The sequence below is a fragment of the Gilliamella sp. Bif1-4 genome, assembly GCF_001690535.1.
Classification (GTDB): Bacteria; Pseudomonadota; Gammaproteobacteria; order Enterobacterales; family Orbaceae; genus Gilliamella; species Gilliamella bombi.
Map to the genome: position 1 here is coordinate 13,070 of NZ_LZHC01000037.1, position 23,898 is coordinate 36,967.

The window sequence follows — 23,898 nt, forward strand, 5'->3', positions numbered from 1 at the left end:
TAAGATTATCGGCGGATTAAAGTTGGGTTCAATTTTTATTAAATGGGTTAATATTATTGTTTAATAACAAATTTCATAACAAGGTTGATAAGCACTTCCTCCTGGCAATTTCATTCGGTTTTGTTTAACAAAACTCCGCAATAAATTATCGAGTTGCTGCATAATTTCAATATCACCTTGTAATTTGTATCGACCATTTTCGGCAATTTGCTTCATACCAAATTCTTTAACATTTCCTGCAACAATACCAGAAAACGCACGACGCAAATCAGCGGCTAACAGTTCGACAGGTTGCTCACGATGAAGATTTAATGAGGCCATATTAGCGTGAGTAGGTTCGAAAGTATGTTGTAATGATTCATCGATTTTTAATAGCCAATTAAACCCATAAGCATCGCCTGTTTTTAAGCGTGAAGCTTTAACATGCTTAACACCCTCTTTCATAATACGAGCTACTTGTTCAGGTGAATCGATAATAATTTGATAAAGTTTAGTTGCCTCATCGCCTAATGTGCTACGAATAAAATTATCTATTGAAGCAAAATAATCTTCGCATTCTTTAGGTCCAGTCAGAATAAGAGGTAGGGTTTGGTGTTTATTTGCAGGGTTTAATAAAATACCCAGAATATAAAGCAACTCCTCAGCGGTGCCTGGTCCACCAGGGAAGATAATAATGCCATGAGCCATTCGCACAAACGCTTCAAGGCGTTTTTCGATATCGGGCATAATAATCAATTCATTGACTAATGCATTAGGCGGTTCTGCTGCAATAATTGACGGTTCGGTCATACCAATAAAACGGCTTTCTTTATAACGCTGTTGCGCATGACCAACGGCAGCGCCTTTCATTGGTGCTTCCATAACACCTGGACCACAACCAGTACAAATATTAAGTTCACGCAAACCAAGTTGCATACCTACTTGACGGGCATAATAGTATTCATTTTCGTTAATCGAATGTCCACCCCAGCAGACAACCAAATTTGGCTCTTCACCCACATGGAGCGCATTGGCATTGCGTAAAATAGAAAAAACAAGGTTTGTAATATAAAACGAATGATCCCTTTCAAATTTGAAATCGGAAATAAGCTCTTTAACTGCACTGATTTGACTATTCAAAAAAAGGATATCGCGTAACACTGCAAACAAATTAGCTTGAATTGAACGAATAATTCGACCATCAACAAAAGCGCTTTCTGGAGCATTAACCAACTCCAACTTGACGCCTCGCTCTTTACTAATCACATTAATTTCGAAAGACTGGAATCTATCTAACAGATCTTTTGTATTATCGGTTTTACTACCTGCATTTAGTGTTGCTAACGAACAATTTCTATATAATTTATAAAGTTCGCTATTGGCAGATTTTTTCAGGATATCGACTTCTGCCTGAGCAAGTAGATCCATTGATCCTAATGGGCTAATATGGGTGATCATTACAACCTCCATTTGACTATTTTATCAGCAAGGCGACTATTATATACTTAAACTGACTGAATAGGTAAAGTTGATAAATCTTCTTGATAACAGATTAAAGTGATACAACAAAATCCAAACAGAATTAAACTCACTAAAGTCCTATCACTAAACTGTGAGTAGATTAAATTAGACTACCTAAAAGATAGAATAAAGAAAGAGACTTTCATCTTATATCCTTATTAATTTTTTACTAAAACACATAGTAACCTGAAACTTTTTGACAAAAAGTCAATTTATATTTATCCAATGTTTATTATTAATCAATTCGTTTAATAAAGTGTTTTATCTTAAATCCCATGGCAATCAATGATGCAAAATAGACTAAAATGCCCACAATAACTAATAAAAATAATCGCCCGATACGGATCAACATTGAACCAGTTGACCAGTCAGGTAATAGCTGTGAACCGAACCACAATACCGCAGACATTAAAATTACCGCAATGACGATTTTACTTAAAAAGCAACGCCAACCGGGTAGGGGGTGATAAAGCTGTTTTTTACGCAACTGCCAATATAATAATCCAGCATTAAAGCAAGCGGCTAAGCCAATTGATAATGAAAGACCTGCATGTTGTAATGGACCAATAAAAGCAAGATTCATTAGCTGTGTTAAAATTAATGTAATAATTGCAATTTTAACTGGTGTTTTAATATCCTGACGTGAATAAAAGGCTGGAGCTAGCACTTTAATCAAAATCAACCCAAGTAGACCTATAGAATAAGCAACTAAAGCTCGCTGGGTCATTAAAGTATCATTTAAGGTAAATTGTCCATATTCAAATAGCGTTGATATAAGTGGGCGAGAAATAACCCCTAATGCAATCGTACTCGGTAGAGCCAATAAAAAACAAAGGCGTAATCCCCAATCTAACAATTCACAATATTGTTTATGATCACCTTTAGAAAAGCTTTTTGCTAATGATGGCAATAAAATGGTGCCTAATGCTACACCAAGCACCCCAGCAGGAAACTCCATTAAGCGATCAGCATAATACATCCACGAAACCGAACCTGAAACTAGAAAAGAAGCAAAAATAGTATTAATAATTAAAGATATTTGCCCTACAGACACCCCTAAAATTGCTGGTCCCATTTGTTTTAAAACCCGCCAAACACCACTATCTTTTAAGCTAATACGCGGTAATACTAGCATGCCAATTTTCTTTAAATAAGGTAGCTGGTAAAGCAATTGTAAAATCCCACCAACACCAACAGATACAGCAAGTGCCAATACTGGAGGATTAAAGTAAGGTGTTAAAAATAGGGTAAATACAATCATACTCACATTGAGTAGTGTTGGAACAAAAGCAGGGACAGAAAACCGATTCCATGTATTAAGGATGGCTCCAACAAGTGATGCCAACGATATAAAAAAGATATAAGGAAAGGTTATGCGTAGCATGGTAGTTGCAAGTTCAAATTTTTCAGCTGATTCTTGCATAAATCCAGGCGCAGTTAGCATAATGATAAAAGGCGCTGTGATAACTCCAATTAGCGTGACTAAAGCCAAGACTAAAGTTAATAATCCTGCAATATAAGCAATAAATGTGCGAGTTGCCTCAGTCCCTTGTTGATTTTTATATTCAGCTAAAATTGGTACAAAAGCTTGTGAAAATGCCCCTTCTGCAAAAATACGGCGGAGTAAATTAGGAAGTTTAAAAGCAACAAAAAATGCATCGGTGGTCATACCTGCACCGAAAAAACGTGCAATAATGGCATCACGCACAAAACCTAATACACGAGACACCATTGTCATTGAGCTGACAGTAGCTAAAGATTTTAAAAGATTCATATTCAAATTATATACAAAGTATACAGCCTAAAACTGATAATGAAGCATAGTCTACAAACTATTACTTTAAATAACCATGCTTTTTTAATAAACTTAATTTTATACATGCCGCCAGCAAATACTGGCGAATGTTTAGTTTAACGATCTTCATAAGGTGTAAACAGCACGAATTCAACGATATCTTTATAGGCAGGGCGAATAACTAACAATCATCAAAATTGAGTTCTTCAATTCGATAAGCTAATACAAGACATTACAAATAATGTCGTATAAACATCTTTTGGTAAGCCAATCACGTCATAAACAAAGCCTGTATAGCAATCAATTGACACAAACGAAAATAAGCAAATAAAGCGCTATTTGAATATATTGAAATCTATTATAATCAAGTTAATCGACATTCCGCCAATGGTTGAATATCGTCACACAAAAATGAAATTAAGTTATATAAGGTAAATACTGCTTAATATTTATTTTGGCGAAAATCTGAAAAAAGAGCATATACCAATTATGAAGATACCTAAAATAGTTATTCTAACCGGTGCTGGTATTTCGGCCGAATCGGGTTTATCAACCTTTCGAGCTCAAAATGGATTATGGGAAGGTTATGATGTTAATGATGTAGCAACTTACGAAGGCTATATACGCAATCCAACAGCGGTACATGATTTTTATAATATGTTACGTCGTAAATTACAAAATCCAGATGTTAAGCCTAATGCTGCCCACTTTGCGCTGGCTGAATTAGAACAGAAATTAGGTAGTGATAACCTCTTAATTGTGACACAAAATGTGGATAACTTACATGAACAAGCTGGATCTAAAAATATTATTCACATGCATGGTGAATTATTAAAAGTGCGTAATGAAAAAACAGGACAGATAATTGATTGCTTTAACGATGTGAATTATCAACAAAACAAATTCATTCGCCCACATATAGTCTGGTTTGGTGAAATTCCGCTACAAATGGAACAAATTTATGATGCACTTTCACAAGCTGATTATTTTATATCCATTGGCACATCAGGTAATGTCTATCCTGCTGCTGGTTTTGTACAAATCGCTAACCAAACAAGTGCTAAAACGGTTGAACTTAATTTAGAGCCCAGCTTAGGTGAAAGTCTGTTTCAAACCAAAATTTACGGACCAGCAAGTAAAATTGTTCCTGAATTTATCAAAAAATTTATTTAAAACAAATTGCTACTTTAGTTGTTTAAGATAATCATTGCCTAAATTACTCATTTGGGCATGAATCCATTTGGTTCTCTTTTTTACTCGTTCACTTGGTTTAATTGGGCTCCAGCGCCTAGGATTAGGTAATACTGCCGCAAGTAAACTTGCTTGCTGTGAAGTTAATTGATCGGCACTTACATTAAAATAATATTGAGAAGCCGCTTCAATGCCAAAAATACCTTCTCCCCATTCTGCACAGTTTAAATAGACCTCAAGAATACGCTCTTTTGACCAAAAAAGTTCTATCCATAATGTAAACCAAGACTCCATTCCTTTGCGAATCCAACTACGAGTTGGCCATAAAAAGATATTTTTAGCGACTTGTTGAGTAATAGTGCTAGCGCCTTTAATCTTTTTGCTATTTTGATTATGATCTAGCGCTAGGCGGATAGCATTGAAATCAAATCCCCAGTGCACAGAAAAATTTTGATCTTCTGAAGCGATTACCGCAATTTTTATATTGTCTGAAATTTCGTCCAAGTCTTTCCAGATTCGTTGTTGTGGTGTATTCCAATGCATTATCTTACGTTCTATCATTAACATAGAACCGAAAGGTGGATTCACCCAACGCATTACTAAGGTCGAAAAGATAGATAATAATATAAATCCAATTATCGCTTTTTTAGTTATGTTTAAAAATTTTCTGAATAAGGGCTTCATGCTGATTTAGATAAAATAACGTAAAAAATTAGCAAATAAGATACGATATATTATTGATTAAATAAATAACTTTTTATAAATTCAACAAGTTGAAGTGGGTTATTTATATCCAAAATGGGTAAAAAAACAGCTAACGGCTCATCACTAGCAATAGCCAAGGTAAAATCATCAATAAAAAACGGTTTTTTAACGGAGCTTCGGTGACAAATAATTTTAGGAATTTGCTCATCTTTAAAGCCCTCAACTAAAATAATATCAACATCAGAAAATTGATTAATTAAAGTCTGCAAATCGGCAGGTTTATTGGGTGTTTCACAAATTAAAGCGTAACGGTTATCACAAGCCAAAATTGTTTGTAATGATCCAGTTTTATGCAATTTATAGCTATCTTTTCCTGGAATATCCAATTCAACATCGTGATGCGTATGCTTTAAAGTCGCCACCTTAAAGCCTTGCTCAACAAGTAGCGGAATAACCTTCGCCAACAAGGTAGTTTTACCACTACCACTGTAACCACAAATAGCGAGCGTTTTTTTTATATTCATTATTTCTTGGTTCAAAATGGTTATACTCAATTTAAACCTAATATACACTATTTTCTACCTCGAAAGAGATAAAACCACTGCAAAAGCCACTAAAATTACAACTCAAACAACACCACAGTCAACTATAACCGTTTGATTTGATTGAAAATAAAAACTTTAATAAAATCAATATCCTACCTGAACAATTTTAGAGCAAAAACACGCTTATAGCACCACAATGTTAATCAGCCTGCCTTATCACAGCATCAAAATATACCGATAACGAAATAAAGCTAGCACGCCAAACTGGGCTGTTGGGCGTGTTTGTGTTTTAGATGTTATTAGCAATATTAATCATTCCGCAAAAGCCAATATGTCCTAAAGCTAACACCCTATTTTAATTAAAAAATTCACCTATCTATAAAGCTGAACTGTTTTCATCTTTACATTTCTTTACAAAAAAGTTCGCAAAAAAACTAGTCAGTCATTCCTTAAACGGCTATACTTTCATCGCTTTAGAAAAATGAGCTTATTAAATAAGCGAATAAATATAAAAATTCAAATAAAACAAAATATTAATTGACAGGTAAAACGAAATGCAGTACCCTTTTAGGCACAAGCAAACTTATGTCTTAAATTTATCAAATAATCCTATTCGACAAGTTTTTACTCGAAGCTTATTTATATTTTCGAAATTATTTCTCGAATTATTTTCGAAATTATCCACAAAACTATTTTCAAAAATCCCATTGGCATTAGCGCCGTTGTTGTTATTGCCGTACTCTTTAGAATCGCAGGCACTATCGGCCACGACTTCTGAGCGCATTCATGGTACTGCGCCTTATTTAACCTTTGATGGCGGTGTTACTAAAGTGACTGAAATAAGGGAATTATTAGGTATTAAGTTATCAGACGGCCGAACATTCACACCGCAAAATAATCCTTCATCACCAACCGCGCCAATCGAGTTACCTAATGCATGGGGTACTTTTGCTGATATTGAAATGATAGTTCCGTCATCAAGCGACTCAATAAATATAAATGACTTAGTAACACAAGGTAAATGGGGCGATGATGATGGGGATGGACAGCGAGCAGGTGAAGTTACTGCATCAGGAAGTATATCGTTAGTAATAAAAGATAAAGATGGCAATACCGTTAATCGTAGTGATACATTAAGTCTATGTAAGGCACCTTATAAGGTAACCTTAGATAGTTCAGAGGGAACTTTAGAGACTCGTTATGGTATGCCGAATAGTAGTACTTTTAGTGGAGGAACAGCGGAGTATTATATCACTCCGCCATCACAGCCCGTTATTTGTGCAGTCAGGCCGGATCTAATTAAAGGTACAGACGACTATGCAGGCCCATCTAGCATGTGGAATCCAGCAAAGGGCTTTCTAACTCAATCAACAACCCCATCATCTTACGACCAAAATTTTCCTACTACAGGAGCAGATGGATTGTATTTTGATTTGGATATAGGTGGAATAGATGCAAGTCAGTTGAGTTGGACAGTTAACACGAGTGGTAGTCTAAATGCAACAGTGAGTTGGAGGTTGCCAAACCAAGGTGATACATGGATTAAAGATACATCCAAGAATGTAACACGGGTAACGTTGCATGGTCCAAGGGCAAGTATTACTCAAATAGGCTCAAGTAATCCTGACCCACTAACACGTCCATCTTTACCGCAGACCTTTGAGTTAGTTGGAAGGGATAGAAGTGGTAATGAGGTTAGGTATGGCTTTGTGTTGAGGCAGTGGTTCGTCAATCGGGGGAGCGAATGGAACATTTATAGTGACGATTTAGCATGGTGTAATAGTTTGGGTTATCGAATGCCACGGGTAAGAGATTTAACCAATTCAAACTATAATAATTTAAGTGCAACACCTAGCTCATCAGGTAATCATTACATGCGTCACATAGGGGCAGGTTTTTTCTCGGAGTGGGGCTACATGTACCACTACGATGCGGGCTTCTCCCAGTACGCCCACTGGACGAGCGACGCAACAGGTAGCAGCCAGTTCCTTGTCGACGCGTACGACGGCTACGTCAGAAGCGACAGTGCCAGTGTCAGAGACTGGCGCTATGGCCTTTGCACCGCACCTTAGCTTTTAGCGTTTAGTTCTTAATCCTTAGGGCGCGGAAGGGGGTTACGGTGCCTGAGGGGATAATATAACAAAGAATAAAGCCCCCGCGTAAGTTGGGGCGCTGAGCAGGCAAAGCTTGCGAGCCTTGCGCTTTAATGGCAGAAAATCAAAATAGCACCCCGACCGATACGACTTAAAAGCTTGCGCTTTTGTTATTAACTGACTGTTATTAACAAGCTGTTATTAATAACTATTATCAAATAACAAAAGCGCTTTTATTAAAAAGCCAAATTCAATGTAATAAAAAAATAACTAGCCTATAAGTGTTTGATTTTATTTAGAAACGCAAATAAAAACTTCAATAAAATCAATAGTCTACCTGAACGATTTTAAAGTAAAAAACACACTTATAGCACCACAATGCTAATATGCTTGCCTTATCACAGCATCAAAATATACCGATAACGAAATAAAGCTAGCACGCCAAACTGGGCTGTTGGGCGTGTTTGTGTTTTAGATGTTATCAGCAATATTAATTATTCCACAAAAATCAAAAAGTCCTAAAGCTAACACCCTATTTTAATTATAAAATTCACCTATCTCTAAAGCTGAACCGTTTTCATCTTTACATTTCTTTACAAAAAAGTCCGCCAAAAAAACTAGTCAATCACCCCTTAAACGGCTATACTTTCATCGCTTCAGAAAAATGAGCTTATCAAACAAGCAAATAATTATAAAAAATTCAAATAAAACAAAATATTACTTGACAGGTGAAACGAAATGCAGTACCATTTTAGGCACAAGGCACAAGGCACAAGCACTGGCAAACTTATGTCTTAAATTTATCAAATAATCCTATTCGACAAGTTTTTACTCGAAACTTATTTATATTTTCGAAATTATCTCTCGAATTATTTTCGAAATTATCCACAAAACTATTTTCAAAAATTCCATTGGCATTAACGCCGTTGTTGTTATTGCCGTACTCTTTAGAATCGCAGGCTTTATCGGCCACGACTTCTGAGCGCATTCATGGTACTGCGCCTTATTTAACTATTGATGGCGGTACTACCAAATTGACTACCACAGACGACTTATTAAGTATTAAGTTATCGGATGGTCGAACATTTACACCGCAAAATAATCCTTCATCATCGACAGCGCTAATCGAGTTACCTAATGTAGGGGATACTTTGGCTGATATTGAAATGATAGTTCCGTCATCAAGCGACTCAATAAATATAAATGACTTAGTAACACAAGGTAAATGGGGCGATGATGATGGGGATGGACAGGGAGCAGATGGAGTCACCGCATCAGGAAGTATATCGTTAGTAATAAAGGATAAAGATGGCAATACCGTTAATCGTAGTGATGCATTAGATATATGTAAAGCACCTTATAAGGTAACCTTAGATAGTTCAGGGGGTGCTTTAGAGACTCGTTATGGCATGCCGAATAGTAGTACGTTTAGTGGAGGAACAGCGGAGTATTATATCACTCCGCCATCAGCGCCGGTTATTTGTTCGGTCAGGCCAAATTTGGTGTTTGGTGGAACAACTGGCTTGGGTTGGGACGACCCACGTTATGCCGGTCCTGCTAACATATGGAATCCAGCTAAGGGTTTTTTAGTTCAGTCAACAAACCCATCATTTTACGACCGAAATTTCCCAACAACAGGTTCAGATGGCTTGTATTTTGATTTGCTTATTGCTGGGGTAGACGCAAGTCAGTTGCGTTGGACAATTAACACGAGTGGTAGTCTAAATGCAACAGTGAGTTGGACAAGTCCGCGTACAGGGACATTCACAGACCCTAGGGGAGATACGATACAAGCTGATGAATGGATTACGGATAAATCCAAGAATGTAACACGGGTAACGTTGCATGGTCCAGAGGCAAGAAGCCAGTGGGACAATCCTAGTCCTAGTCAAATTACCGTGCCATCTTTGCCGCAGACATTTGAGTTGGTTGGTAGGGATAGAAGTGGTAATGAGGTTCGTTATGGATTTGTATTAAGGCAGTGGTTCGTCAATCGGGGTGGTCAATTTAAAGCTTATAGTGACCATTTAGCATGGTGTAATAGTTTGGGTTATCGAATGCCACGGGTAAGAGATTTAACCAATGCAGTTTGTTCTGGTTGGGGTTCAGGAAGTATGTGTCAAGGCGCAGTAGGCGCCACACCTAGCTCATCAGATAATAATTACATGCGTCACATAGGTGCTGGCTTTTTCACGGAGTGGGGCGGCATGTACTACTACGCTGTTGCGGGCTTCGTCAACGTCTCCTACTGGACGAGCGACGCTACAGGTAGCCACCAGTTCTCTGTCAGCTCGAACTACGGCTACGTCTACAGCAACAGTGCCAGCTACTCCCGCTATGTCGTTTGCACCGCACCTTAGCTTTTAGCGTTTAGTTCTTAATCCTTAGGGCGCGGAAGGGGGTTACGGTGCTTGAGAGGATAATATAACAAAGAATAAAGCCCCCGCGTAAGTTGGGGCGCTGAGCAGGCAAAGCCTGCGAGCCTTGCGCTTTAATGGCAGAAAATCAAAATAGCACCCCGACCGATACGACTTAAAAGCTTGCGCTTTTGTTATTAACTGACTGTTATTAACTGGCTGTTATTAACAAGTTATTATTAAATAACTATTATCAAATAACAAAAGCGCTTTTATTAAAAAGCCAAATTCGACGTAATAAAAAAATAACTAGCCTATAAATATTTGATTTCATTTAGAAATGCAAATAAAAACTCCAATAAAATCAATGGTCTACCTGAGCGATTTTAGAGCAAAAAACACACTTATAGCACCACAATGCTAATATGCTTGCCTTATTAGAGCGTCAAAATGTGCCAATAACGAAGTAAAGCTAGCACGTCAAACAGGGCTGTTGGGTGTGTTTGTCTTTTAGATGTTATTAGCAATATTAATCATTCCGCAAAAGCCAATATGTCCTAAAGCTAACACCCTATTTTTTATGAAAATAAATGATTATTTATCTTCTTTCTGATTAAATGAATTAAGCACCTCTACCGTATTGATATTGCTAAAACAAACTGCTTTATCGCTAAAATCAACCGATTTAGCACTGATTTGTTCTAAAAACAGCATCAGCTTGCGTTCGCCTTGCTCTAAATAGATTTTTAGTTGTTGAGTAACTGTTTTATGAATAAGTAGAATGGTTGGATGGTAGTATTGTCCATCATGTGGATAAATAGCGCTGTTATTTGCCGTATAAACAGCTAAACGGTCAATTAAATCAGCTGGCAAAAAAGGCGTGTCACAACTGACAAATAAGTTCCAATCGGTTTTGCTGCGTAATAAACCGCTGTAAATCCCCGATAATGGTCCACAAAATCCTGCTAGGTCATCACTAAATATAGGATAACCTGCTTTTTGGTATTGTTCTGTGTGACGATTGCAATTAATCATGATTGTATCAACGTGAGGTTTGATGCAATCAATGACATGTTGATAAAGTGGTTTTTGATGTAATAATAATAGTCCTTTGTCGTTGCCATTCATACGGGTACTTTTACCTCCAGCTAGAATGATTGCAGTAATTGAGGGTTTTTCCATAAATTATTTCTCTTTTACGTTGCGAAAAAACAAAATAACATTACTATATAGTAATGTTATTGCAAGTCGTAGCGTATCATTTTTAATGATTGCTTAATTATCATTATCTTCGAAAGGTTTGAAGATTTACTAAAGGTAACAATTATGAAATGTCATCGTATTGATGAAGTAATGGAATTATTGCAACCCGCATGGGAAGGCGATTCTGATCTTAATTTATTAGAGTTTTTAGCTAAATTAGGTCAAGAGGCTGGTTTTGAAGGTAAGTTAGAAGATTTGAGTGATGAAGTTTTAATTTATCATTTAAAAATGCGAGGTTCGGATAAGAATGATGTTATTCCGGGTCTAAAAAAAGATTATGAAGAAGATTTTAAAACCGCATTGTTAAAAGCTCGTGGGATTATAAAAGAATAAGGAGAATCATTAAAATGAAAAAAACACTTATCGCAATTAGTATTTTGCTTTTTTCTGTAAACTGTTTTGCAAATGAAAGCCCAACTATTACTAAGGCCGACACCTCAGCGAATGCATTTGAGCCGATTGAATTAGGTAAACAATATGCCGCGCTACCAACTAATCCATCGCCAGATAAAGAAGTTATTGAGTTCTTTTCGTTCAATTGCCCAAGCTGTTTTAGATTTGAAATTCAAAATCAAGGTCCTCAAACTATTAGCAAGGCTTTACCAGAAGGTGTTAAATTCAAACGCTACCATTTAGAAGATTTTGGACCATTAGCTAAAGATCTTGCGCAAGCATGGGCTGTGGCTAATGTTCTAGGTATAGAAGATAAAGCTTCAGATGCACTTTATAATGCGGTTCAAAAAGATAAAACGATAAAAACAGCAGATGACATTAAAGCTGTTTTTGAAAAATTAGGTGTTAGTAATGAAGTGTATGATAAAACAAAAGATAGCTTTTTGGTTAAATCATTTATGGCACAACAAGCAGATGCGATTAAAGAGATGAAACCAGATTCAATCCCTACGGTTATTGTTAATCGTAAGTTTTTTATCATAGCAAATCAACTTAATGTAACTAGTGATGATGCATTTATTAATGATTATGCAAGAGTTACTGCATTTGTAGCAGGGTTAGATCCTAATGCAAAAATAGAAGAAAAAGCGCATTCTGATAAAAAATAAATGGTTAACAAGTTTAGAAACAACATAAGTTAATCACTTATGTTTGACGTTTTAAGTCCCATTGTATCATTTTGTACAATGGGATTTTTTATTATAGTAAAATTGCTATTCTCGTTCTAAAGCATAAATTGGATCGAGTTTAGCAGCCCGTCTAGCAGGGAAATAACCAAAAATAATACCAATTATACTTGAGAAACTAAATGCCGCTATAATAGCTATTGCTGAGAAATTCATTGCAAATGATGTAACAACAGAATTAAAAATAAATCCAATGGCAAACGAGAGTACAATACCTATTGTTCCGCCAATTAAACATACTAATACAGCTTCAATTAAAAATTGCTGTAATATGTCGCTTGACCGAGCACCAACAGCCATTCGTACGCCAATTTCTCGAGTTCTTTCTGTGACTGATACTAACATGATATTCATCACACCAATACCGCCAACAACGAGTGAAATCAGCGCAATAGCCGAAACCAATAACGTCATTACCCAAGCGGATGAGTTGATTGTTTCTCGTATATTATCGGAATTAAAGATGAAAAAATCTTTTGTACCATGTCGTTGTAACATAATTCGATTAATGGCTTGTTCGGCAACAGATAAATTAACATTATCTTTAACACGTACTGTAATGCTTTTTAACGAAGTTTGACCTACCATGCGGTTAATCACGGTAGTATAAGGTAACCAAACATTCAGGCTTTCATTGCTACCAAATCCTTGCTGTTGTTTAGTTGCAACACCAATTATTCTTACTGGTAACTGTCCAACCATTAAAATTTTTCCAATTGGGTTTTGATTTGCAAATAACCGTTTAACAGTATTGTCATCAATCACTGCATCTTGTGCTGAGGCAATAATACTTGCTTCATCAAAAGATTTTCCTTGAGAAATAGTGTAACCACGAACCGCAAAAAATTGCTCCCCTACACCATTTACTGTTCCAGTTACTGCTAAATTATTAATTCGGAAATAAACACTGGTTGCAAGGTTAGGAGTCGTACTGTGGACAAAGTTTTGTTGCGCCAAAAAATCTGCGTCTGATGAGCGTAATGTAGTAATTTTATCCGCATTACGATCACCAAAGCCTGATCCTGCATAGATTTCTAACGTGCTAGTCCCTAACGAGTTAATGTTAGATAAAATTTTCTGCTTTGTACCTTGTCCTAATGCAACAACAGAGACTACCGAGGCAATGCCAATAATTATGCCTAACATGGTTAAAAATGTCCGTAATCGCTGCGAAAGCATTGATAGCATGGCCATTTTAAAAGCATCTCGAAAACGGTAATATTTTGCCAGTAGATTATCTTGGGTTCTGGTTGCTTCGATTTGCTTAACTTGCCGATTATCATTTTGTTTAGATTGATAATTAGGGTTAATAGAATCAGAAATAACATTACCGTCACTAATTTCAACAATCCTTTGGGCACTTTGGGCAATATTTGAATCGTGGGTAACAATAATAACTGTGTGACCTTGTTGATGTAATTCTTGTAATATAGCCATTACTTCTAAACCGCTTTTACGGTCGAGTGCTCCCGTTGGTTCATCAGCTAAAATGATTTGTCCACCGTTAATTAAAGCTCTGGCAATACTAACTCGCTGTTGTTGCCCTCCAGATAACTGGTTAGGTTTATTGTGGATTTTTTCGGCAAGTCCTAAACGTGTTAAAATTTTGCTCGCTCTTTTTTGACGTTGTTCATTGGTAACACCAGCATAAATAGCAGGGATTTCTACATTGCCTTGTGCGGTTAGTGCATTTAATAAATGGTAACGTTGAAAGATAAAACCAAAATGCTCACGGCGTAATTGAGCTAACTCATCAGGTGACAATTCACTTGTTGTGCGTCCTCCAATAGAATAAGTGCCTGAGGTCGGTTTATCTAAACAGCCTAAAATATTCATCAAAGTGGATTTACCCGATCCTGATGCGCCAATAATCGCTACCATTTCACCAGCATTAATTGTTAGATTTATGCTTTTAAGAACCTGTATAGTTGTATCGCCTGCTGGAAATTCACGAACAATATTCTCAAGCTTAATAAGAGGTATATTATTGACCATATTAGAATCGAATCCTTGGGGTTCTTGCATTATTACCACCTAGTGAAGCGCCATTAGTACTACTGACCACAACCATATCACCCTCTTTAATCCCCGATTTTATCTCAACATTGACATTATTATCGATACCCAAAGTAACTTCGTGTTCTTCGATCTCATTATGTTTATCTAACAGGTAAATAATGGCTTTATTATTACCCAATTTTTTTTGAATTGCTTGAGATGGAATGGTTAGTACATCTTTTGCTTCAGACAAGACAATATAAACTTGCGCTGTCATTGAAATTCTTAATACATGGTCGGGATTATCTACATCAAATAATCCATTATAATAAATTGCGCTTTTTGTTGTTGATGATGAGTTTGACGAGGTTGTTTCAGTGTTAATTGAGTCTGGTGCAGGCTCTATAGCCCTTAGTGTTAAACCATCAAAACGTCTATTCGGTTGGCCTAAAATGGTAAAGTAAACAGGCATTCCTTTTTTTACATTGATCACATCAGCTTCAGAAATTTGCGCTTCAATGGTCATTTTATCAAGTTGCGCTACTTTAACAATGGTTGGTGCACTTTGAACAGAGTTAACCGTTTGTCCTTCATTGACTGGAATTGCAACAATCACTCCATCAATAGGGGAGCGAATTTTAGTATATCCCAAATTAACTTTGGCGGTATCGACTGCAATTTGTGCTTTAACGATATCAGCATCAAGTGCTGCAATATCAGCTTTGATTACATCGAGTTCGGCTTTTGCTGCATCTAGGTCGGATTGAGCACCAGCCCCTTTATTGACTAGTTTTCGTTGACGGTCATAAGTTAATTGATAATTAATCAATCTGGCTTTTTTGGCCTCACGCTGTGCCTCTAAACTATTAAGTGACGCTTCAGATTGTTTTAAATCATTGCTTTGTTTAAGATCGTCAATCTCAGCAATCATATCGCCTTGTTTAACTTCATCGCCCAACTCAACATAGAGTTTTTTAATTTGCCCAGAAACCTGCGCACCAACACTAACTTGCTTAAAAGCACTAATTGTTCCATCGGCTAGTACGGTTTTTTCAATATTACCTTTGGTAACCTGTGATGTAATATAATTAGCTGTAGGTTCTGAATGAGATATAATTAAACATACAATATAAATAATTGCAAAGAAGATGCTGGCTATAACTAGATATTTAATTTTCATTAATTTTAACAATGTTTTTCACCCTTTATTTTCTTATTATAATTTTAACATTTTACCGTAATAACAAAAATGATATTGATAATTATTATTAATAAATTGTAATAATTATGAAATTTTAAATCTTAAACTAATTCATAGAAATTACTCGTGTTGTTTATAGTAGTTTGAGAAATTATTGTAATGAATAAAAAAAGTAAAATTGACTAAACCTACCTATCCACAAATAAATGGAAAAGTAAAAAGAGTGATACGTACTTAAATGGAGATGTGGCATCGTCAATAAACATTTAGCAACCCAAAAATAAAAAACAAATTTTTACGTGATTTATTAACTATTATAATATGGCTAAACCGCATAAAATAATTGCGAGGAAAATACTTTATGAGTTTTTATAGGATTATTTTAACTTGAAGTGTAAACAATCTGGTGTTTTTCTACATTTTATAATTAGACAAAAAATCTGATAAAAGGATAAGAATGGTCTCTTTTATTGAATACATTGGGCTTTATTCTAAAATAAGATAAAATGATCTTAGAAAATGTTATGGGATAAATTATTTATGGTTGAACAAAAAAAAGAAGGATTTTTCTCTCGTTTAAAAAAAGGTCTTTTTAAGACTAAACAAAATATTGGTTCTGGTTTTCTTAGTTTATTTAAAGGGAAAAGGATCGATGATGCTTTATTTGAAGAATTAGAAGAGCAGTTACTTATTGCTGATGTAGGTTTTGACACAACCCAAAAAATTATTGATTCCTTAACTAAACAAGCATCAAGAAAAGAGCTAAAAGATGCTGATGCATTACATGATCTTTTAAAACAGGAAATGAAATCTATTTTAGATGGAGTCGATAAGCCCCTTGATATAGAAAGCCATAAACCATTTGTAATATTGATGGTTGGCGTTAATGGTGTCGGAAAAACAACAACAATTGGCAAATTGGCTCGTCAATTTCAACAACAAGGCAAATCAGTTATGCTTGCGGCGGGTGATACCTTTCGAGCAGCGGCTGTTGAGCAGTTACAAGTCTGGGGAGAACGGAATAATATCCCTGTTATTGCTCAGCATACTAATGCAGATTCTGCTTCTGTCATTTATGATGCAATACAAGCAGCAAAAGCAAAAAAAATAGATATATTAATAGCCGATACTGCAGGGCGCTTACAAAATAAATCTCATTTAATGGATGAGTTAAAAAAAATAGTACGCGTAATTAAAAAACACGATGAAACAGCACCCCATGAAATTATGTTGACTATTGATGCTGGTACTGGTCAAAATGCGGTTAGCCAAACCAAACTATTTAATGAGGCTGTTGGTGTCACTGGGATGACATTAACTAAATTAGATGGTACTGCAAAAGGGGGAATTATCTTTAGTATTGCCGATCAGTTTAATATTCCCATTCGTTATATTGGTGTAGGCGAGAAAATTGAAGATTTAAGGCCTTTTGTTGCTGATGATTTTATCAATGCTTTGTTTGATGAAACAGATGGTTAGAGAGTGTCATGATTCAATTTCAGCGCGTAAGTAAAGTGTATTCTGGCGGTAAACCAGCACTACAAAATATTAGCTTCACTTTATTACCTGGTGAAATGGCTTTTTTAACTGGACACTCAGGGGCTGGTAAAAGTACGCTAATGCGATTAATTTGTGGGTTAGAAAGAGCAAATGATGGCAAAGTGTTGTTAAATGGCGTTGATGTTTCAAGTTTAAGACGCCAAGAGATGCCATTTTTACGTCGCACAATTGGTATGATTTTTCAAGATCACCAATTACTGATGGATCACACTGTTTATGATAATGTAGCTATTCCATTAATTATTTTAGGTAAACCAGCTGAAGAAATTAAAAGAAGAGTTTCCGCTTCACTGGATAAAGTTGGATTACTTAATAAGATGGAATTTTATCCAATACAGTTATCTGGTGGTGAACAGCAGCGGGTAGGTATCGCTCGTGCTATTGTTAATCGTCCGAGTATTTTGCTTGCTGATGAACCCACAGGTAATTTAGATGATAAACTATCAAAAGATATTTTAAAGCTTTTTGAAGAATTTAATCAAACTGGTGTAACGATTTTGATGGCAACGCATAATATGGGACTGATACGACGCAAGCACCATCGAATATTGCATTTAAATCAGGGACGTTTAGAGATTAAAAATTAATGAGCTTAACTAATATCAAACCTAGTAAATCGAAGAAGAACGAAAATAGCTTTTTCTCTCGCTGGATAAGACAAATCGGTTATGCTTGGCGTAACACGTTTAATGACTTTTCTCAGCATATTATTGCTTCATTACTGACCATTTTTGTTATTGCTATTTCAATTACTATACCAACTATCAGCTATTTACTTTGGAAAAACGCTAGTCAAACTGCACAGCAATGGAATCCAACTCCCAGTTTGACTGTTTATATCAATAAAGAATTAACATCAGAACAAACAACTGAATTGATTGCTAAAATTAAATTTTATGATGAAGTTGATCAGGTTGAATATCTTTCCAAAGATGAAACAAAAGAAGAATTCGAAACGTGGTCTGGGTTTAGTGATGCACTCGATTTGCTAGATGAAAATCCATTACCTGCAGTAGCAATTGTTATTCCTAAAGATGAGGCAAAAAAGACAGTTGTGTTACATCGATTACAAAAGGAATTGCTTACCATTGATGGTATTGATGATATAAAATTAGATGATAGTTGGTTTACTCGTTTAACAGCACTAACTGATATGGTTAAATCTATCGTATGGATTATTTCTATATTTATGATTATAGCTGTATCTCTTGTGATTGGTAATAGCATCCGTTTAAATATATTCTCTAGAAAACAGACGATTATGGTTATGCAATTAATTGGGGCAACAGAAGGATTTATTTTGCGTCCTTTTCTTTATAGTGGAATGTTTATTAGTTTTATTAGCGCTATTATAGCGTTAGTGTTATCGGAAATATTTATTTATCAAATAGAGTTAATTATGTTGAATGTTTCTGATACATTTGGAACAATAATTCATATTGAAGGGCTATTATGGGATGAGAGTTTATTGATTGTCCTTATAACAGCTAGTATTGGGTGGCTTTCATCGTTGATTGCGACTAAGAAATACTTAAAAATAGCACAAATTGTCTAGCTATTTTGCTATAAATTGCCAAGATATATATCAATTTAATAAAAGGCTAATATTAAGTAAAATATTTTAAGTATTTTAGTTAAAATAGTGAACTAATTTATAATTCATTGGTCTAACATTGTAATAAACGCTAGTTTAACGTTTTTATTGTTGCATATTTAATGTAACGAAATTTATTATTTAAGGGGGAATTAAATGAGTACTGATTTAAAAATGCAAGTAGGTGCTTTAATCCCACAAGGAAATATAGAATCATACCTTCGCATGATTAACACCTATCCAATGTTAACTGCAGAAGAAGAAAAATCATTAGGTGAAAAACTCTATTATCACGATGATGTAGATGCTGCTCGCCAGTTAATTTTATCTCATTTACGATTTGTAGCGCATATTGCCCGTGGTTATTCGGGTTATGGTTTACCACAAGCTGACTTAATTCAAGAAGGTAATATTGGCTTGATGAAAGCAGTACGCCGTTTCAATCCTGAAATGGGTGTTCGTTTGGTCTCATTTGCTGTGCATTGGATAAAAGCTGAGATCCATGAATATGTATTAAAAAATTGGCGTATTGTTAAAGTTGCAACAACAAAGGCGCAAAGAAAGCTATTTTTTAATCTAAGAAAAACTAAACAACGTTTAGGTTGGTTCAGTAATGCAGAAGTGGATATGGTAGCAGATGAATTAGGTGTAAGTCGTAAAGATGTACTTGAAATGGAATCACGTATGTCGGCACAAGATATGTCATTTGATATAGATAGTGATGACGATGATAATTCAATTATTGCACCAGCACTTTACTTAGAAGATAGCAATTCTGATTTCTCAAAATCAATTGAAAATGATAATTGGGAAAATGATGCGACAGATAGGCTACATGATGCATTATTAAAATTAGATGAACGTAGCCAAGATATTATTAAAGCACGTTGGTTAGATTCTGATGAAAGCAAATCAACTTTACAGGTCTTAGCCGATAAATATAGTGTTTCAGCAGAGCGTATCCGACAGCTTGAAAAAAATGCAATGAAAAAGTTAAGAGTTGCTATTGAAGCATAATTTTTTCATTTATAATTTTTTAATTAGTGTTAACTTCCTAAACCTTACTTTTTAAAAAAGTAAGGTTTTTTTATAACTTAAACTTATGAAATAAGAAAAACCATCGTTTCGAATATTTCTCAGTAAAATCAGTCAACCATTGTTACATCTTTGGCAAATTGTTTGTTTGTTGGGTGGTTATAAGTTTTTTATCTGAACCGTTATTAACAACGATCTTAACTTATAATCAAGAGGAATCAGCACGTTACTTTTCTATTTCTTTTTCTAGTGATGAAATTATAACGTTATTTCTTGCGATTAGTATTATGCTCATTGGTCAAATACTAAAAAAGGCCTGCCAACTAGCTGAAGAAAATAAACAAGTTATTTAAAAGGAGTCATATGTGCCAATTATAATAAATTTAGACGTAATGCTTGCTAAACGTAAAGTTAAATCAAAAGATCTAGCGGTAGCAGTTGGTATTACAGAACAAAATTTATCATTACTTAAGCAAGGTAAAGTAAAAGGATTTAGACTAGCAACACTCGAAGCAATCTGCAAACATCTAGATTGCCAACCAGGTGATATACTAGAATATACCAACGAAGAATAACTTATTAACTTATTGCAAGTAATGCTGCCTCTTGCGCGTGAATTAAGGCTGTATCAAAAAAAGGTATATTACGATCGGATTGAGAGATTAATAACCCAATTTCCGTACAGCCTAAAATAACACCTTCTGCGCCATTTTTAACGAGTTTATCAACAATATTAAGATAGGTTTGCTTAGAATCAGGCTTAATAATACCTTTGCAAAGTTCATCATAAATGATCTGATTAATGATATTTCTGTCTTGAGATTCAGGAATAAGCACATTTAAATTTTTATCGATCAGTTTAGATTTATAAAAGTCCTGCTACATTGTATATTTAGTCCCTAACAAAGCGACCGATTTAATATTTTGTGCTAGTAAATGTTTAGCCGTCACATCGGCAATATGAATGATTGGAATATTAATTGCCTTTTGGATCTGATCTGCGACTTTATGCATGGTATTAGTACAAATAACAATAAAATCTGCACCAGCAAGTTCCACTCTTTTAGCAGCATCAATTAAAATTTCTGCACTTTTATGCCACTCATTATTGGCCTGACAACTTTCAATTTCTTGAAAATCAACGCTATATAAAACCGTTTTAGCTGAATGCAACCCACCTAATGATTTAGCAATAGTTTGATTAATAACTTGATAATAAGTTGTGGTGCTTTCCCAACTCATCCCCCCGATTAAACCAATTGTTTTCATTTTTCATATACCTATATAAAATTTATTTATTTTTTGTTAACTCGCCTAGATTACACAATGAAGTGCAATTCGTCTTAACTCTTTAGAATAAAAAGCAGCAGGGCTTTTAAACTTATGCCGTTTTCTTGGGCGAGAGTTCAATAGATATTGTATTTTCTTTATCTGTTCGTCGTCAACTAATGAAATAGCCGCTGACTTAGGTATAAACTGATGTATTAAGCCATTGGTGTTTTCATTTGTGCCTCTTTGCCAGCTTTTATAAGGCTCCGCAAAGTATACGGTAGTATTTAAATAATGCTCAATAGCATGATGATAATTAAATTCGGTTCCATTATCAAAGGTGATGCTGTTAACCATTTTTTTAAAAGGTGTTAGCAATTTTATTATCATATCTCTCGTTTCGGAGGCAGTGCGTTGATTAAGGCGTCCAATTAATACTAGCCCGGTTTTGTGTTCAACTGACGTCACTAATGCTTGCTTATCTTTACGGTTAATAAGGTATCTCCCTGCCAATGTCATTGTGTTTTCCGGCTTTCTAGAAAGGTGATTATAATGCATAGCAATCTCCAAACTGTAATGGTGCGAAGTAGCTAGTATTAATCACCTTTATACTTTCTTCACTCCACCGAGTTTAAAATTGCACTTCATGTTTTAATCCAGGAATAAGAAAAAAATTATCTTTTATATTTTGACTATTTAGTATTTTTATTTGATGCTATGCGGTGTTCACTTTTTATAAAAGAAAAGAATATAAAATAAACACAGATATGATTAAGATATATTTTCGATTGAATCAATATTGTCGATTTATGGCTTATTAACATTAATTCTAATTTTATTAGACGGAGCAATATCCCTATTCTAGTATTTTTTTGATATGCAAATATTGGGTTTATATTCGCAAAATATTCTTTTCCATTTCTAGCAAGATATTATATAACGTTTCCTACGCTCAGCATTATAATTATAAATATTGACAATATATTAAATGGATCAATCTGTAAATATAGTAGTGATTTAATTTTTAAACAGAAAAGAGACCTAAAAAAACAATCAAACCAACATAATTATTATTCATAAATGCGCTAAAACATTTGTTTCTTTCTCGATCTTTTATTAACCATTGTTGGTAAATAAATAATGCTGTAACTAGTAATAAAGCAATATAAACTATCAACGATAGTTGGTTGATTAAACTAATCAATAATAAACCAATAACAGAAGCTATCTGTAATAATCCAATGATTAATTTATCATAACGTCCAAATAAGATGGCAGTGGATTTTATACCAATTTTTACATCATCGTTGCGATCAACCATCGCATATTCGGTGTCATAGGCAATTGTCCAACAAATATTAACAAAGAAAAGCAACCAACAGGTTAATGGAAACTGCTCAATAGTTGCTGCATACACCATCGGAATGCTCCAACTAAATGCGATACCTAAGATGATCTGAGGTAAATGGGTATAACGCTTCATAAAAGGATAAATCAGCGCAGTTAATAATGCAAAACAGCCTATCAACCATGACAGTTTATTTAAAGTTAGCAATAAGCAAAGAGCAATAAATAATAATACAAATAATGTCCATAATGCGTTCTTTTCAGTCAATACTCCACGAGCCAGTGGGCGATTTTTAGTCCGTTCAACATGTGCATCTAAATGACGATCAGCATAATCATTCACTACACAACCTGCCGAGCGCATTACAAATACGCCAAGTATAAAAATAATTGTTATGTAAATAGAAGGGTGTCCCGCAAGCCAAATTGCCCAAAGGGTCGGCCAGAGTAAAAGTAATGAGCCAATAGGTCTATCTAATCGCATTAGTTGTAAATAGGCTAGCATTAATATTATTTACCTTGAAAAAGCATAGCATGGATTATACCGATTAAGATAAAAGCTGCAAAGTTACAGTATGACAAGTTATAATCCAGCATTAAGTAAAATAATCATTCACCTGAAAAAAATTTTTTTCAAAAAATACAATTAAAGCATCTGCAAATATTGATCAGCAATTATAGCTAACGCCCGATAAAATGGACTTATCCCATTTTGCTTTAGCCTTTTTAAATAGGTTGAAGACCAGAGCAATAAATGTTCATTGATTAACTGTTTTGCTGCTGTATAGTTATTATTTTCAAGCAACATGGCATATGCCATTAGCATTAATCCAAATTGATCTTCGGGTTCGTTCATTCCTGTATTGAGTGTCAAACCATGTTGCCGCAGAAATTGGTGGTAGCATTCTTGTGATTGGCCTAGTAATAAATGTTCTTTATCAAGGTAAAATGATCCCCATGGGGGTACAGGCATTGTTCCTTGACCTTCAAATAGTAACGAAAATTGATAATTAAGCTCTGAGTCATCGATGTAATTTGCTAATATATTGCACTGTTCAGAAATAATACAAGGATTTAACCATTTGACTAAATCATCAATATGCAATAATGCCTGTATTAATGGTGTAGTAACTTTATTATTTGGTGGATAATAAAAAAAAGTACCAAGTAGTTTTGCTAATGTGATTCTGGTTATGTTATCCAAATAAATATCCTTGAAGGTTCGGTTTTTGTGCCTAAGAACAATAAAGAGACAAGAGCTGTTGATCTTTTGTATTAATGATAACCCTACTTTATGTTTTTAGCC

20 protein-coding genes and 2 pseudogenes are annotated in these 23,898 nt (G+C 35.0%); 11 read left to right on the forward strand and 11 right to left on the reverse strand.

Annotated elements, in window-relative coordinates; genetic code table 11:
* Nucleotides 1–60: 60 nt before the first annotated feature.
* Both ppnN and murJ read right to left on the reverse strand, forming a co-directional pair.
* Entirely contained in the window at nucleotides 61–1,437 is a 1,377-nt protein-coding gene (ppnN, locus tag A9G25_RS06375; RefSeq protein ID WP_034913512.1) for a nucleotide 5'-monophosphate nucleosidase PpnN, read from the reverse strand.
* A gap of 298 nt (nucleotides 1,438–1,735) precedes the next feature.
* Nucleotides 1,736–3,274, reverse strand: a complete 1,539-nt coding sequence (murJ, locus tag A9G25_RS06380; protein ID WP_065626241.1) for a murein biosynthesis integral membrane protein MurJ — start codon at nucleotides 3,272–3,274, stop codon at nucleotides 1,736–1,738.
* A gap of 510 nt (nucleotides 3,275–3,784) precedes the next feature.
* Between murJ and cobB the strand changes: the two genes are divergently transcribed.
* Entirely contained in the window at nucleotides 3,785–4,468 is a 684-nt protein-coding gene (gene cobB, locus A9G25_RS06385; RefSeq protein ID WP_034913504.1) for a Sir2 family NAD+-dependent deacetylase, read from the forward strand.
* Nucleotides 4,469–4,477: 9 nt separating this feature from the next.
* Here cobB and mtgA read toward each other — a convergent pair whose 3' ends face one another.
* Together mtgA and mobB are read right to left on the reverse strand one after the other, a co-directional pair.
* Nucleotides 4,478–5,170, reverse strand: a complete 693-nt coding sequence (mtgA, locus tag A9G25_RS06390; RefSeq protein WP_065626242.1) for a monofunctional biosynthetic peptidoglycan transglycosylase — start codon at nucleotides 5,168–5,170, stop codon at nucleotides 4,478–4,480.
* 50 nt (nucleotides 5,171–5,220) lie between these two features.
* The gene (gene mobB, locus A9G25_RS06395; protein ID WP_442903087.1) at nucleotides 5,221–5,718 is read right to left on the reverse strand and encodes a molybdopterin-guanine dinucleotide biosynthesis protein B; all 498 of its coding nucleotides are present in this window, start codon (nucleotides 5,716–5,718) and stop codon (nucleotides 5,221–5,223) included.
* A gap of 572 nt (nucleotides 5,719–6,290) precedes the next feature.
* Here mobB and A9G25_RS06405 point away from each other — a divergent pair.
* Nucleotides 6,291–7,808 carry a hypothetical protein gene (locus A9G25_RS06405; RefSeq protein ID WP_141675028.1) on the forward strand — a complete coding sequence of 506 codons (1,518 nt, stop codon included), beginning with the start codon at nucleotides 6,291–6,293 and terminating at the stop codon, nucleotides 7,806–7,808.
* Nucleotides 7,809–8,740: 932 nt separating this feature from the next.
* Nucleotides 8,741–10,189: a hypothetical protein gene (locus A9G25_RS06410; protein WP_141675029.1), complete on the forward strand. Its 1,449-nt coding sequence runs from the start codon at nucleotides 8,741–8,743 to the stop codon at nucleotides 10,187–10,189.
* 591 nt (nucleotides 10,190–10,780) lie between these two features.
* Here A9G25_RS06410 and mobA read toward each other — a convergent pair.
* Nucleotides 10,781–11,368 carry a molybdenum cofactor guanylyltransferase MobA gene (mobA, locus tag A9G25_RS06415; RefSeq protein ID WP_065626247.1) on the reverse strand — a complete coding sequence of 196 codons (588 nt, stop codon included), beginning with the start codon at nucleotides 11,366–11,368 and terminating at the stop codon, nucleotides 10,781–10,783.
* A 144-nt stretch (nucleotides 11,369–11,512) separates the two neighbouring features.
* On the opposite strand from mobA, the gene A9G25_RS06420 reads away from it, so the two are divergent.
* Together A9G25_RS06420 and A9G25_RS06425 are read left to right on the forward strand one after the other, a co-directional pair.
* A complete protein-coding gene (locus tag A9G25_RS06420; RefSeq protein WP_065626248.1) occupies nucleotides 11,513–11,782 on the forward strand; it encodes a YihD family protein in 270 nt (89 codons plus the stop codon).
* Between the two features lie 14 nt (nucleotides 11,783–11,796).
* On the forward strand, nucleotides 11,797–12,510 hold the full coding sequence (locus A9G25_RS06425) for a DsbA family protein (RefSeq protein ID WP_065626249.1): 714 nt from the start codon (nucleotides 11,797–11,799) through the stop codon (nucleotides 12,508–12,510).
* Between the two features lie 105 nt (nucleotides 12,511–12,615).
* Here A9G25_RS06425 and A9G25_RS06430 read toward each other — a convergent pair whose 3' ends face one another.
* Nucleotides 12,616–14,613, reverse strand: coding sequence for a MacB family efflux pump subunit (locus A9G25_RS06430; RefSeq protein ID WP_255307093.1), 1,998 nt, complete (start codon nucleotides 14,611–14,613; stop codon nucleotides 12,616–12,618).
* On the reverse strand, nucleotides 14,585–15,766 hold the full coding sequence (locus A9G25_RS06435; protein WP_065626268.1) for an efflux RND transporter periplasmic adaptor subunit: 1,182 nt from the start codon (nucleotides 15,764–15,766) through the stop codon (nucleotides 14,585–14,587). Before A9G25_RS06435 ends, A9G25_RS06430 begins: the two co-directional genes overlap by 29 nt.
* A gap of 576 nt (nucleotides 15,767–16,342) precedes the next feature.
* Here A9G25_RS06435 and ftsY point away from each other — a divergent pair.
* The 6 genes and pseudogenes from ftsY to A9G25_RS06465 all read left to right on the forward strand — a co-directional run.
* Nucleotides 16,343–17,266 (forward strand): annotated as a pseudogene (ftsY, locus tag A9G25_RS06440) (signal recognition particle-docking protein FtsY); the annotation flags it as partial.
* 8 nt (nucleotides 17,267–17,274) lie between these two features.
* A complete protein-coding gene (gene ftsE / locus A9G25_RS06445) occupies nucleotides 17,275–17,934 on the forward strand; it encodes a cell division ATP-binding protein FtsE (protein ID WP_065626250.1) in 660 nt (219 codons plus the stop codon).
* A complete protein-coding gene (gene ftsX / locus A9G25_RS06450; protein WP_065626251.1) occupies nucleotides 17,934–18,902 on the forward strand; it encodes a permease-like cell division protein FtsX in 969 nt (322 codons plus the stop codon). Before ftsE ends, ftsX begins: the two co-directional genes overlap by 1 nt.
* A 195-nt stretch (nucleotides 18,903–19,097) precedes the next feature.
* Nucleotides 19,098–19,958 (forward strand): RNA polymerase sigma factor RpoH, encoded by an 861-nt coding sequence (gene rpoH, locus A9G25_RS06455; protein ID WP_034911804.1) that lies wholly within the window; start codon nucleotides 19,098–19,100, stop codon nucleotides 19,956–19,958.
* Nucleotides 19,959–20,131: 173 nt separating this feature from the next.
* Nucleotides 20,132–20,329, forward strand: coding sequence for a hypothetical protein (locus A9G25_RS06460; protein ID WP_141675030.1), 198 nt, complete (start codon nucleotides 20,132–20,134; stop codon nucleotides 20,327–20,329).
* A 12-nt stretch (nucleotides 20,330–20,341) separates the two neighbouring features.
* Nucleotides 20,342–20,551, forward strand: a complete 210-nt coding sequence (locus tag A9G25_RS06465; protein ID WP_034910784.1) for a helix-turn-helix domain-containing protein — start codon at nucleotides 20,342–20,344, stop codon at nucleotides 20,549–20,551.
* A gap of 4 nt (nucleotides 20,552–20,555) precedes the next feature.
* On the opposite strand, the pseudogene A9G25_RS06470 reads toward A9G25_RS06465, so the two are convergent.
* From A9G25_RS06470 to A9G25_RS06485, 4 genes and pseudogenes are all read right to left on the reverse strand, one after another.
* A pseudogene (locus A9G25_RS06470) lies at nucleotides 20,556–21,245 on the reverse strand (aspartate/glutamate racemase family protein).
* 45 nt (nucleotides 21,246–21,290) lie between these two features.
* Nucleotides 21,291–21,803 (reverse strand): IS30 family transposase, encoded by a 513-nt coding sequence (locus A9G25_RS06475; RefSeq protein WP_081297176.1) that lies wholly within the window; start codon nucleotides 21,801–21,803, stop codon nucleotides 21,291–21,293.
* 466 nt (nucleotides 21,804–22,269) lie between these two features.
* A complete protein-coding gene (gene ubiA / locus A9G25_RS06480; RefSeq protein ID WP_065626253.1) occupies nucleotides 22,270–23,097 on the reverse strand; it encodes a 4-hydroxybenzoate octaprenyltransferase in 828 nt (275 codons plus the stop codon).
* A gap of 141 nt (nucleotides 23,098–23,238) precedes the next feature.
* Nucleotides 23,239–23,796 carry a TorD/DmsD family molecular chaperone gene (locus tag A9G25_RS06485; RefSeq protein WP_176701085.1) on the reverse strand — a complete coding sequence of 186 codons (558 nt, stop codon included), beginning with the start codon at nucleotides 23,794–23,796 and terminating at the stop codon, nucleotides 23,239–23,241.
* Nucleotides 23,797–23,898: the final 102 nt, after the last annotated feature.